Source organism: Paenibacillus sophorae, from assembly GCF_018966525.1.
Taxonomy (GTDB): Bacteria; Bacillota; Bacilli; order Paenibacillales; family Paenibacillaceae; genus Paenibacillus_AQ; species Paenibacillus_AQ sophorae.
Genome location: NZ_CP076607.1, coordinates 1,690,869 through 1,703,660 on the forward strand (window position 1 = coordinate 1,690,869; position 12,792 = coordinate 1,703,660).

A 12,792-nucleotide genomic window follows, 5' to 3' on the forward strand; every position below is an offset into this window, starting at 1 on the left:
TTGAATAGGATGGTGACCTGCTGTGAGCAATACACTGGAAAACGAGGCAATACCGATTACCAATTCAAGGTACCGGCTTCAATATCATTTAATGCCCCCCGTCGGCTGGATGAACGATCCCAACGGACTTATTTATTATAAAGGCGAATACCATGCCTTCTACCAGCATTATCCTTACGGCCCCTGGCAGGGACCGATGCACTGGGGACATGCGAAGAGCAAAGACCTCGTGCATTGGGAGCATCTCCCGGTCGCCCTGACTCCCTCAATGCCCTACGACTATGCGGAGAACACGGTGTACGGCTGCTGGTCGGGCAGTGCGGTCGACGATGACGGTGTGCTGACGCTGATTTATACGGGACATGTGGAGAGCAACGATCCGGTGGAGGTGCAGTGTATCGCGCGCAGTACGGACGGCATCCATTTTGAAAAAGGGGCAGCTTCCGTCATTGCGGGTCCTCCAGACGCGGAATGCTTCGGTTTCCGCGATCCGAAGGTATGGAAGCACGGCGAGGTCTGGCATCTGGTTGTCGGTTACGGCAAAGACGGCAAAGGCAAGGCGCTTCACTACACCTCAAGCGATCTGAACGAATGGACCTACGAGGGAGTTGCGGCGGAGAGCGACGGAACGATGGGCGATATGTGGGAATGCCCTGATATGTTCCCGCTTGGGGAAACTCCGGACAGTCATGTGCTCCTCTTCTCTCCAATGAATATTGCGCCTGTCAAGACGCTCTACCTGTCCGGACAGTTCGACTACGGTACGGGGGAATTCAGCAAGCAGCATAAGGACCGGGTGGACTACGGATTCGATTTCTACGCTCCGCAGACCTTCGAGGATGCGTCCGGACGGCGGATCATGTTCGGCTGGATGAACATTTGGGGCGCGGAGATGCCCGAGAAGGAAGACGGCTGGATGGGAGCCTTCACCTTGCCGCGCGTGCTGACGCTCGCGGAAGATGGCAGCCTGCTTGCCAATCCTGCCGAAGAATTGAAGACGCTGCGCGGCGATCATGTGGGCGCAGCCAATGTCCTGCTTAAAGACGGCGAAGAATATTCATTGGCGGGAGCGGAAGGAAACGCGCTGGAAATTGAAGCCGTCTTCTTGGCGGATGCTTCATCCGGCGCCGAATTCGGCCTGCGCGTGCGCTGCTCGGATGACGGCTTGCAGTATACGGAAATTTCCTATCAGGCATCCGAAGGCGTGCTGCGGATGAACCGGGATCACGCCGGAGCTGGCGAGGGCGGTGTCAATGAGGCGTCGCTTGTTCCGATGGAGGGCGGACGGGTCAAACTGCGCCTGTTCCTGGACAGATCTTCGGTGGAATTATTTGCGAATGACGGCCGCCGGACGATTACGAACCGGATTTATCCGCTGGAAAGCAGCTTAGGGCTCAAGCTATTCTCTAGGGATGGGAACACAGTGCTTGAATCGCTGAATGTATGGCGGATGCAGCCGGATCAACCGGCTAAGACGGTAGAGTAAAATGCGATGGGGGCCTTTGCGACAACCCGCGAAGGCGCAATCCCGGCAATGTCCTCTTTGAACGAAATTGAAGGGCTTCTGGCCCGGCAGAATGGATAAAGGTATGAAGCGGCCTGAAGTTTGGGCCGCTTTTTCCAAGGCAAGTGCAGCCTGCCGGTCAGTATAATTGATGCTTAACCCGGTTGTTTTCTTAAGAAGCTGTAGGGTATCTTTGTTTTGGAAACGGATGTCCTCCTCCTCTGAGGACGGTGCAGCCGTTTCTTCTTGCAATGACAAGGTAACGCTTACATTTCAAAGGGACGGAAGTGGGCGAAATGGGAAAAGGGAAGAAGCATCCGGGCAGCCGCTGGTTGAACGTGTTAGTTGCGTTTCTGCTGCTTGGGACCGTTATGTTTCCAGGTTCATACGCGGCGGCGTCGGAGGCCGGAGGCGAAAATGATACAGGCGATACTGGAAGCGCTTCAACTGCTGGCGTCAGCAGCAACCTAAGCGGCTGGACCGCGAAGGACAAGGGAACGGTCGAAGAGACGCCGGAAGGATTGAAGCTGTCTTCGGCGGAGAATGGGTTCGCGCTGTCCGCAGAACAGGGGGAGAGCTTCAGCTACGAAGCGGATGTAACCCTGCTGGAGGACAGCGGAGTGGTGTCGCTTGTCTTCCGCTCGAACGACAGCGGCTGGGGCTCTTACATGGCGCAGCTTGACCCGGGAGCGGATATCCTGAAGCTGAAGGACGCGAGCGGGGACCGGGTGCTGAAGACGGAGAGCGTGGCGCTCAGCGTCGGAGGAACGTACCATATCAAGGTGACGGCGGAGGGCGCGTCGCTGAAGGTATACTGGAACGGCGGAGCGGAGCCGCTGCTGGCCGCGCTCGACACCGCCTACACAAGCGGCTACTTCGGGATGCATGTCTGGAACAGCGCGGCGGTGTTCCGGAATATACACATGGAAGTCATTCATACGGAGACGAAGCCGGGAACGGTGAACAGCAACTTGGGCGGCTGGACGGCGAAGGACAAGGGAACGACCGAAGAGACGCCGGAAGGATTGAAGCTGTCCTCGGCGGAGAACGGCTTCGCACTGTCTTCGGGGCAGGGTGAGGATTTCAGCTATGAAGCCGACGTAACCCTGCTTCAAGACAGCGGCGTGGTGTCGCTTGTCTTCCGCTCGAACGACAGCGGCTGGGGCTCGTATATGGCGCAGTTGGACCCGGGAGCGGATATCTTGAAGCTGAAAGATGCGAACGGCGACCGGGTGCTGAAGACGGAGAGCGTGACGCTGAACCCCGGAGAGTTGTACCACATTAAGGTCACGGCGGAGAGCGCGTCGCTGAAGGTGTACTGGAACGGCGGAGCGGAGCCGCTGCTTGAGGCGGAGGATACCGCCTACACGAGCGGGTACTTCGGGATGCATGTCTGGAACAGCGCGGCGGTGTTCCAGAATATTTATGCGGGTCAGCCGGGTGAAGCGAAGCCGATAGAGATGGCCGGCGTCAGCAGCAATCTTACGGGCTGGTCGCTGTACGGTGTTGGAACCGCTTCCTCAGGTCCCGAAGGCCTTCAGCTGACGGCATCGGGCGAGGCTACGGTCATGTCGGACACCTATGCTCAGGACTTTACCTATGAGAGCGACGTAACGCTGAAGTCAGCGGATTCGGCAGGCTCCCTGCTGCTGCGTTCGGATGAAGCGGGGCGGAACGGATTTCTGGTTCAGGTGGATGGAAGAGCGGGCAAGATCAGATTACTTGACGCGAATAGCGCGCACCTGGATCGACTGTGGATCGAGAAAAGCATCGCCGTTCTACCGGATGTCAGCTATCACGTCAAAGTCAAGGCGGATGGGAATCGCATAAAAGTCTATTGGAACGGCAAATACGATCCCCTAATCAGCGCTGAAACAGAGCTTTACTCCGGCAACAGGCGGCTGGGGCTTCGCGCAAGCGGCGCCGCGGTGTTCCAGAATATCCAGGTGAGCGATCTGCTCACGAATATAGAAGATCTGAACAACGAAGCCAGCGGATGGATGAAGGATCTTCAAGGGCTGAAGGGAACGTCGGAAGGAGCGCAGTGGTCGCTGCATCTTTCCGGCCCGCAAGAGGGGGATTTTGTCCTGGAGGGCAACGTTACGATTGACGTGTATTCACCGTCCGCCGAAGCGGCGCTGCTGTTCCGGGCAAACGAAGACGGTTCCGGCTACTGGCTTCAATTGAACGCGAATGAAGGGACAGTTAAGCTGGTGAAGTCGGGTTCGGGAGGACGGGAGGTGCTGGCTTCCTCTTCGGATATTCCGCTTGCTCCCGGGAAGAAGCATCATATTGAAATTCACGCGGCGGGATCACAAATCTCGGCCTATGTGGACGGCTATAAGGGAGCGGCCGCCCAGCTTGAGGATAGCACCTATGCCTCGGGCCTGACCGGTCTTGCCGTAACAGGAGGCAGCGCTTATTTTCAGGATGTCTATTTGACGCCTTCCGGCGGTTACTACAATGAAATTTACCGTCCGGCGTATCATTATACGCCAGCTCGCGGCTCGGCAAGCGATCCGAACGGGCTGGTCTATTTTGAAGGGGAATATCACCTCTTTCACCAGGATGGCGGACAATGGGCCCACGCGGTCAGCACCGATCTGGTCCATTGGCGGCTTCTGCCGCTTGCGCTGAAATGGAATGATCTGGGCCACGTCTGGTCCGGGGCTGCAATTGCCGATGAGCATAACGCTTCGGGGCTGTTCGGCGATTCGGGAGGCAAGGGGCTTATTGCTTACTACACCTCCTTTAATCCGGAAAAAACGGGCGGAAATCAACAGATTGGGCTCGCTTACAGCAAGGATAAGGGCCGTACCTGGCAGTATTACGGGGACAAAGCGATTATCAAAAATCCGGGCTATACGAGCGACAACGAGCCGGGAAGCAAGGATTTCCGCGATCCGAAGGTGGTGCGCGACGAAGTGGGCAACCGCTGGATCATGGTCGTTTCCGGCGGCGATCATATCCGCTTCTACACCTCGGAGAATCTGATCGACTGGACGCTGACCGACAGCTTTGGTTACGGCAGTTATATACGGGGCGGCGTGTGGGAATGCCCTGACCTGTTCCCTCTGCCGGTGGACGGCGATGCCTCGAAGCAAAAGTGGGTGCTAATGATCAGTACGGGCGCCAATCCGAAGACGAACGGATCGGACGCCGAGTATTTTATTGGCGATTTGACTCCTGACGGTAAATTTGTGAACGACAATCCGGACGGGACCGTGCTGAGGAGCGACTTTGGCAAGGAGATGTATGCTTCGACTTCCTTTGCGAACGTACCCGGCGGACGGAGAATTATGCTGGCCTGGATGGCGAACTGGGATTATCCGTTCAGCTTCCCGACCTCGCCGTGGAAAGGACAAATGACGGTTCCGCGCGAATTGTCGCTCAAGACGACGCCGGAAGGCATCCGTTTGGCGCAGACTCCGATTGTCGAGCTTCAGGATCTGCGGGGTACGCCATTCGTGGTCAGCGATACGGACGTCTCTGCGGATACGGAAAATATTCTGGCCTCATCCTTCGGCAATGCCTATGAAATTGAGGCCGAGCTTGAACTGCCTGAGAAGGGAGCCGCTTCTGAATTCGGATTCCGTCTGCGTGAAGGCGGGGCGCAGCGGAGCGTTGTCGGTTACCGCACAGGAAGCGGCAAGCTGTTCGTTGACCGTTCCGCTTCCGGGCGGACCGATTTCTCATCCAAGTTCTCGTCTATACACGAAGCCAATGTGCAGCCGGAGAACTCCATGCTGAAGCTTCGTATTCTGGTGGATGAATCCTCTGTCGAGGTGTTTGCGGAGGACGGCAGGACGGTATTCTCCGACGTTATGTTCCCGGATAAGGCGCGCAGCGGCATGAGCTTCTACGCCAAGGGCGGCACGGTGAAGGTGAAGTCGATTAAGGTTTATCCGCTTAAAAATATATGGAACGAAGGTTTGCAGCCGGACGAATCGGCCGGTCGGATCATTCTGGACCGCAGCCTGTTAGAGCTGGGGGCCGGGGAATCTAAAGAGATATTCGCAGGTGTGCTGCCGCATAAGTCCGCCCAGGAGCTCGTCTGGACCTCCGGAGACGAATCGGTTGTAACAGCCGACCCGTCCGGTTCCGCCAGCGCTGTGCTGAAGGCGGTGGCGCCCGGTACGGCAGCCGTTACTGTAAAGACGCGGGATGGCAGCGTGTCCGCTGTTATCACGGTGGTCGTGGGGACGTTCAATACGAATCTGAAGAACTGGAAGCCGAATTCCAGCTGGGCCGTAACGACCGAAGGCATTCGGGGCACCTTTGACACTGACTCCAACTATATGTCGGGGGAACGTGCGGCCGATTTCACCTATGAAGCGGACGTTATGCTTCCGCGCACAGGAGGGGCCGGATCGATCCTGTTCAGGTCGAATGCCGACGGAACGAGCGGGTACTATTTCAACCTTGACCCGAATCTGAAGGCGGCACGGTTGTTCTATATGGCGGATGGCCAGTTCCAGGACCGGCAGGTGCTGGCGAAAGTGCCGATGGCTCTGACCACGGGAGTGAAGCATCATGCCAAAATCACAGCCGCAGGCATGCGGATTACAATCGAGCTGGATGGCCGGCAAATTATCGATGTGAATGATGATACCTTCCGCCAGGGCGCATTTGGAGTCAATGTATTCGGCGGCGACGCCTATTACCAGAACGTCAATGTGACCGGGACAACGCCGGCCGACGATACTCTTTACCGTTTTGTTAACACGGGTACCGGAGCATCGCTTACCGCAGACAGCCAGAGTTCCTTGGCCGAACTTAGAGCGCTGCCGCAGCAGGAGTCGGTCAATCAATACTGGAGCTATTATCCGATCCAAAATAACGCCTACACGATCCGCACGGGGGAAAGCGGCAAATCACTCGACTGGGATACGGGAGCAAACACGGTCCAACTATATGCTTATCTTGGCTATGACAATCAGCGTTGGCTGGTGCATGACAACGCTGACGGAACGATTACGATACTGTCCAAGTTCAAGCCGGACAAAGCGCTGGAAGCCCGGAAGGACGGGACGGTCGGACTCGAAGATGCCAATGGTTCCGATGTTCAAAAATGGCGCGCCGTGAAAGTGAAGGCCGGCGGTGAGCAGCCTGAACCGACGCCGTCGGCAGCGTCGTCGGCTAAGCCATCAGCGGTGCCATCGGTAATGCCATCGGCTGCGCCATCTGCGGTAACGTCAGCCGCCCCGTCAGCCGGGGGATCGGCGGCGCCATCAGTGACGCCGCCGGCCGAACCGACCCCCGCGCCAGCGCCGACACCATCGCCGGTGCAGCAGCCGGAAAATGGCGTAACGGGAACCGCTGATCTGGCTTCGGCGTCTTTCTTTTCCGCCGCCAAGACGGAGCGGGGAGACGGATCGGTGCTGGAGATCAAGCTCGACAAAGCCGCACTGGAACCGTTGGTCGGCGGGAAAGCTGCCGACCTGCAGATCAAGGTTAGCGGCAAGGAAGACGTTGTGTTGAGCGGCTTGTCGGCGGCGGAGTGGAACATGCTCTTTCAAGGAGGCAGCCGTCTCACCGTCAGCACGCCCGAGCTTATCGTGCCGCTGCCTGCGCTTTCGCTCGGGGATTCCATCCAAGGGCTGGGCGGAGACGCGAAGGCGGAGGATATCGGAGTGCGCCTGTCCATAGAGCGGAGCGCGTCGGCATCCAATGTGGAGAAGGCAGCCGTCAGCCAAGGTTATCGGCTGTTGGCCGATCCGTTGGCCGTCAGGTTGACGCTTAGTTATAAGGATAAGAGCGTATCCGCGCCTTTGAAGGCTCCGGTTGAACTGCTGATGGCGATCCCGACGGAACAGGCGGGAATGCAGGGCGGGATTGCCGCAGTTTCGGTTCAGGATGAAGGAAAGCTGTTTGCCGTACCCGCTTCTCTGAAGACGGTGGATCATATCCGGTATGCCGTTATCCACGAGGCTGCAGGTTACCGGACTTACGCGCTGCTGAGCGGCAGGACTTCCCTCTCCGATACCCGAAACCACTGGTCCCAAGGCATCGCCGCAGACCTGGCGGACCGCATGATGCTTACCGGCGACGGGGAAGGCCGTTTTGCGCCGGACCGGACGGTTACGCGCGCCGAACTGGCGGCGTTGACCGTCAGAAGCCTCGGGCTCATGGGAGGAGAGATGCCTTCCGCCGCCTTCAGTGACGTGACCGCCTCCTCCTGGGCCTATGGACCGGCGGCGCTTGCGCAACAGTTCGGCCTGATGTCCGGTTATCCCGGCGGCGTCTTTGGCGGCAGCGGCGAGGTGAGCAGGGAGCAGGCCATGGTGGTCGTTTATAACGCCGTCTGCCTGATCAAAGGGGGCAGCACCGCACCCGGAGCTGCGAAGGCGAACAGCAGCCTGTCTTCGTTCGCAGATCGGAGCAAGCTGTCTCCATGGGCTTCGGAATCGGCGGCCTACCTTATTGACAGCGGCATTGTCAAGGGAGACGGCTCCGGCGAGCTTAGACCAAAGGATACGCTGACAAGAGCGGAAGCAGCCGCCTTGATTCACCGGATGCTTCAGGCAAACGGCTGGATCGACTGAAGCTGATATCATGTACGAAGCGGAGCGGTCCGCAGGGTTCCTGGAACCTTGCGGGAGCTCCGCTTTTTTTGCCTACTAATGAAAGAATACGATGAGAAGCGGCTCCTTTCGCCCCTTCGGCAGGCAGAGTCCGGGAGCGGCTGGTATAATGGAAAGACCGAATGAAACCAGGAAAGAGGCATGGCATGAAAACACTGCTCGTTACCGGATACCGGGCGCATGAGCTGGGCATTTTTGACCCTAAGCATCCCGGCATTCCCTATATTAAAAAAGCGCTCGCTTCCCGGATGATTCCGCTGCTGGAAGAGGGGCTGGAGTGGATCATCACCCCCGGCCAGTACGGCGTTGACCTATGGGCGTGCGAAACCGCGCTGGAGTTAAAAGAACGCTATCCCGGCCTGAAGCTGGGCATTATCGCGGCCCATGCCGCTCCCGAGGAAAGATGGAAGGAAGAGAAGCAGGACGAATTCCGCCGGATTGCGGCGGCGGCCGATTATTACGGAGCGGTCAGCAACCGGCCCTACGAAGGAAGCTGGCAGTTCAAGGCGAGGGATGAGTTGCTGATGCGCAAAAGCGACGGGCTGCTCCTGGTGTATGACGCGGAAGCGCAGGAAGGGAGCCCGAAATATCTCAGGGAGCGGGCGCTCAAGCTGAGCGAAGAGAACGGGTATGCGCTGCTGACGATTTCGATGGACGATATCCAGAGTATGGCGGATGAGGAGCATCTGTCGTCATACGAGTGAATCCGGGTCCGCTGGGCGGCGGCGATCATCTTGGAGCCAACCACAAAAGGAGCCGCGAGGCGGCTCCTGAAATATCTGATTCGCGGTCATCTCACCGGCACCGTTAAAAAGGCTTGAACACCATGAGCAGAATGAGGAGAAACGCGGACACATGGGTGACGCGCTGTCCGCAGCAGGCGAATTAACCGCAGCGAACAAAAGAGGGAGGCGCAGGTCCGATCGGAGCCTGCGGCCTCCCTCTTTGCCTTCTAGATAAAGCTTCGCAGCGAAGGCGGTCTACGTGCCTTGGAGTGCCGCTCGAACGCATAAGCCAGCCGGATCAGCACCGGCTCGGTAAAGGCCATGCCCGCAAACGTCACGCCAAAGGGCTCGCCGTCCGGGGTGTAACCGGCGGGAACGACAATCGACGGGTAGCCCGCCCGGGCCATAATTCTTGAGCCGAAATCGGCGGGGAACAGCAGGGCGTCCAGCCGGTGCTCCCGCATGACGGCGTCGATGCCTTCATCTTTGCACAGCCTGAGATCGGCTGCCCGGTCGCGCAAATACTGCGGCTCCGTCAAAGTGCCGGAGGTCCGGTATTCGGCGTCGAGCAGCGTCGATTGGCCGTAGCGCAGCGTTTCCATCGGATGGGCGTGGTTGAAAGCGATGATGTCTTTCAGCGTGCGCATGGGCGCTCCCGGACCCAGCTTCGCCAGATAGGCGTTCAGCGAATTTTTGAACTCGTTCAGCACGACCGAGGAATAACGGATGTCGCGCGCAGTCGGCACATCTGCGGGATCGACGATCACCGCTCCTTGATCCTTCATCAGCCGGACGGCTACCTCATACAGCGCAAGCCGCTCGTCGCCGACCTCCTCGAAATAGTAATCGCGCGGAATGCCGATTCTTGCGCCCTGAAGGCCGTTCCCGTCCAGAAAGCCGGTATAATCGCCATGCGTTTTCCCGAGCGAAGCGCCCGTGGCAGCGTCGGTTTCATCCGGGCCGAGCATGGCATTCAGCAGCAGCACCGCGTCGCGTACCGTTCTCGCTATCGGTCCTGCAGTATCCTGCGAGTTCGACAGCGGCAGGATGCCGGAGCGGCTGAGCAGCCCGACCGTCGGCTTGATGCCGACAACGGAGCCAAGGCTGGCGGGATTGAGAATGGAACCGGAGGTTTCCGTTCCGACGGAGACCGCGCAGAAATTGCAGGCGACCGCAACGGCGGAGCCCGAGCTTGAGCCTCCGGTGGGCTTCGAAATATTGTAGGGGTTCAGCGTCTGCCCGCCGCGCGAGCTGTACCCGGACGGCATGCCCGTGGTCATGAAGTTGGCGAATTCGGTCATATTCGTCTTGCCCAGGATGACCGCTCCCGCGTCCCGCAGCCGGGACACAATGAAGGCGTCTTCACCGGCAAAAGAGTCCGCAAGCGCAAGCGAGCCTGCGCTCGTATGCATTTTATCCCCCGTGTTGATGTTGTCCTTGAGCATCACGGGCACGCCATGCAGCGGCCCCCGGGCGCTGAGTATCGCGCGCTCCGCATCCATGGCGTCTGCGATGAACAGAGCGTCGGGATTGATCTCGATGACGGAACCCACTGTTAGTCCGTTCTTGTCATGATCCGCGATGCGTTCAAGATACATCAGAAGCAGCTGCCTGGATGTGATCTCACCGGAGTCCAGCGCCGCCTGAATCTTCGCTATGGTCGTCTCCACAATTTCAAATGCCATTCTCGCACGCCTCTTCCTGTGATGTAATCGTCTTCATATCCCTCGAAGGCTTGCCGGTCAGCGGCCAGGATCAGGAAGTCGCCAAGGCAAGCCGGACAAGAAAATCTAATCCTGCGCCTGTGAAAAGCCTTCCTCCGCCAAATACTCCTTCGCTTCGTCCGGTGTCTCAAACGCCATTTCCAAACTCAGGCCCGAATAGAGATACCACAGATCGTCTTCGGCTTTAAGCGTAAGCTTCTGGCCATCCCCGTTGATCCAACTTGTCTCGGCCGCAAGTCGCTTGGTTTTCTTACCGCCTGCCGGTACGGCTTTGGCCTGGGGCTCGGAGAGCGAAGTGATGGAAGCGTCCAGCAGGGAGCGCAGCTCCTCCTCTGAGAAGTCGCGGATATTGACAAATCCCTTGGTGTCGGTCTCATAACCTGTTAGCAGACCCGCGTATACATAGCCGTTTCCGTTCGGATGCAGATGAAAAGCGACGGTTTTTTTATCGTGCAGGCTTTCTTCGTAGTGATAGTTGACCCTCCCTAAAGATACATCTTTGCGCTGAAGCTGTGGATAGGAGTCAAGAATCTCGATTTTTTGTTGAAAAGTAAGCATAAGGGTAGCCTCCGTTATTCGTATCGGTTCAGCCGGGAAGAGAGAAGTGAAGCGTTATCCCCAGCTTTCGCCATTTGATTATATCATGCTGCCGGCGCCAGCACCGCTTTCGATTTGTCTATCCCCAGATTGTGGAAAATCATGTGGATAATATGGGATAACTTGGCCTTGATTGTGCATTTGTGGATATAATGTATATTATTTAAAAAATAATCCACTGGATATTCACAATTTGCAGCGTTATATTCCAATTATACCTTGGCGGAGGTGACTGCAATGATTCAAGTAGCGGCGGCTATCATTTATAATAAAGAGGGAAAAGTTCTGATTGCGCGCCGTAGAGAAGGCAAGTCCCAAGCGGGGCTGTGGGAATTTCCAGGCGGCAAAATCGAGGACGGAGAAGACGCCAGCGCCTGCCTGCAGCGGGAATTGAACGAGGAGATGGGCATCGACATCGTTCCATACGAATATTTTGGAGTTAACGAGCACAGCTACGGTGGCGGTCTGCATATCCGGCTGATCGCCTGGAAAGCCGAATACCGGGGAGGCGAAATCATGCTGACGGACCACGACGACTGCCGCTGGGAGAGTCCGGATGCGCTGGAACGTTTTATTTTTGCCCCCGCGGATATCCCGTTTGTACAGAAGCTATGCTTAGAACCCGGCAGACAATGAGACGGACTGTATGAAAGGGGCGGCTCATGTGACGAAATGGAAAAAGGTTATAGCGCTCAGCGGCATCATCGGCATTGTTCCGGTATTCGTATATTACTTTTTGTATCCGCACATGCCGGATCAGGTTCCGATTCATTACACCGGGGGAACACCGGACCGGTATGTTGGCAAATCGAGTCTGGAGCTGCTGGTGCTTGCGCTTCTCGGTGAGCTCGGATTGATCTTTATGCTGCTGCTTTACACGGTGCTCCGCAGACGGTACCAGGGCAGCTTTCAAAAGAACGAGGCGACGGCCGCAATGACATGGCTGATTGCCGTGCCCGCAGTAACGGTACTGTTTGCAGGCATTGGCATATATGCGCTGACGGAGATGGTGTAGAGGGGAGTATATAGGCAATACGCTTCTGCCGAACGTAAACAGGGCGGCATTCTATGCCGATGGTAAACCGGTTTGGGGCCGCCTTTGAGCATTCGTCATCTTCTTTTTTGTTACCGCTTTCATTCATGCGGACGTTTGCCGCACGAATCACGCTGCTCCGAACGGAATTTTTTGGTATTGTATCAATCCTTGCGGTGCGAGTAAACGATTTACCACTTTTTTTACTATATTAAACAATCTGCAAAAGGTATTATGTAGAAAAAGAACCATTCACAGGGGGAGATCATTTGAACCGGGAATCTAAAAGAATTTTGCTGCATACAGCCATATATGCGATTCTTTTCTTCCTGCTGCCTTTATACTTTCGGAACCGCACGGGCACGATGAGCGATCTGGGCGCGCTGGTAACGCTGCTGCTCCTGGTTAATCCGGCGGTTATCCTCATTCTGTCGGGAGAGCTCGGACTTCGGCTTGGCTTCAAACCGCTGTCTGCACTGCAGCCCGCGTTTCTGTTTACACTTTCGGTATTCATAGTTTTTGAAGTCAATAGCTCGGCTCTTATATATTCGGCTGCTTATGGCATGGTCTCGCTGCTCGGGAATGCGGCCGGCGCTTTCATTCGGAAGCGGACGATGGGATAAGA

The 12,792-nt window shown here is 57.0% G+C and carries 8 protein-coding genes; 6 read left to right on the top strand and 2 right to left on the bottom strand.

All coding sequences use genetic code 11. The features are described from left to right. Positions 1-22: 22 nt before the first annotated feature. The 3 genes from KP014_RS07965 to KP014_RS07975 all read left to right on the top strand — a co-directional run bounded on the left by KP014_RS07965 (position 23) and on the right by KP014_RS07975 (position 8,792). On the top strand, positions 23-1,486 hold the full coding sequence (locus KP014_RS07965) for a glycoside hydrolase family 32 protein (protein WP_036602641.1): 1,464 nt from the start codon (positions 23-25) through the stop codon (positions 1,484-1,486). 314 nt (positions 1,487-1,800) lie between these two features. Then, positions 1,801-8,049 carry a GH32 C-terminal domain-containing protein gene (locus KP014_RS07970; RefSeq protein ID WP_090834501.1) on the top strand — a complete coding sequence of 2,083 codons (6,249 nt, stop codon included), beginning with the start codon at positions 1,801-1,803 and terminating at the stop codon, positions 8,047-8,049. 185 nt (positions 8,050-8,234) lie between these two features. Then, the gene (locus KP014_RS07975; RefSeq protein ID WP_036596552.1) at positions 8,235-8,792 is read left to right on the top strand and encodes an SLOG family protein; all 558 of its coding nucleotides are present in this window, start codon (positions 8,235-8,237) and stop codon (positions 8,790-8,792) included. Positions 8,793-9,040: 248 nt separating this feature from the next. Here KP014_RS07975 and KP014_RS07980 read toward each other — a convergent pair whose 3' ends face one another. Then, positions 9,041-10,498 (bottom strand): amidase family protein, encoded by a 1,458-nt coding sequence (locus KP014_RS07980; protein WP_036596556.1) that lies wholly within the window; start codon positions 10,496-10,498, stop codon positions 9,041-9,043. Positions 10,499-10,603: 105 nt separating this feature from the next. Then, complete coding sequence (locus KP014_RS07985; protein ID WP_036596559.1) at positions 10,604-11,095, bottom strand: hypothetical protein; 492 nt, start codon at positions 11,093-11,095, stop codon at positions 10,604-10,606. A 276-nt stretch (positions 11,096-11,371) separates the two neighbouring features. Between KP014_RS07985 and KP014_RS07990 the strand changes: the two genes are divergently transcribed. The 3 genes from KP014_RS07990 to KP014_RS08000 all read left to right on the top strand — a co-directional run bounded on the left by KP014_RS07990 (position 11,372) and on the right by KP014_RS08000 (position 12,790). Continuing rightward, positions 11,372-11,770 carry a (deoxy)nucleoside triphosphate pyrophosphohydrolase gene (locus KP014_RS07990; protein WP_036596561.1) on the top strand — a complete coding sequence of 133 codons (399 nt, stop codon included), beginning with the start codon at positions 11,372-11,374 and terminating at the stop codon, positions 11,768-11,770. A 28-nt stretch (positions 11,771-11,798) separates the two neighbouring features. Continuing rightward, positions 11,799-12,149, top strand: a complete 351-nt coding sequence (locus KP014_RS07995) for a DUF1648 domain-containing protein (RefSeq protein WP_175491915.1) — start codon at positions 11,799-11,801, stop codon at positions 12,147-12,149. A 287-nt stretch (positions 12,150-12,436) separates the two neighbouring features. Next, entirely contained in the window at positions 12,437-12,790 is a 354-nt protein-coding gene (locus KP014_RS08000; protein ID WP_036596563.1) for a hypothetical protein, read from the top strand. The last annotated feature ends 2 nt before the right edge of the window (positions 12,791-12,792 follow it).

Coding starts and splice junctions, on each gene's coding strand:
- KP014_RS07985 (WP_036596559.1), bottom strand. CDS start 11,095: ATGCTTACTTTTCAACAAAAAATCGAGATTCTTGACTCCTATCCACAG.
- KP014_RS07990 (WP_036596561.1), top strand. CDS start 11,372: ATGATTCAAGTAGCGGCGGCTATCATTTATAATAAAGAGGGAAAAGTT.
- KP014_RS07975 (WP_036596552.1), top strand. CDS start 8,235: ATGAAAACACTGCTCGTTACCGGATACCGGGCGCATGAGCTGGGCATT.
- KP014_RS07970 (WP_090834501.1), top strand. CDS start 1,801: ATGGGAAAAGGGAAGAAGCATCCGGGCAGCCGCTGGTTGAACGTGTTA.
- KP014_RS07980 (WP_036596556.1), bottom strand. CDS start 10,498: ATGGCATTTGAAATTGTGGAGACGACCATAGCGAAGATTCAGGCGGCG.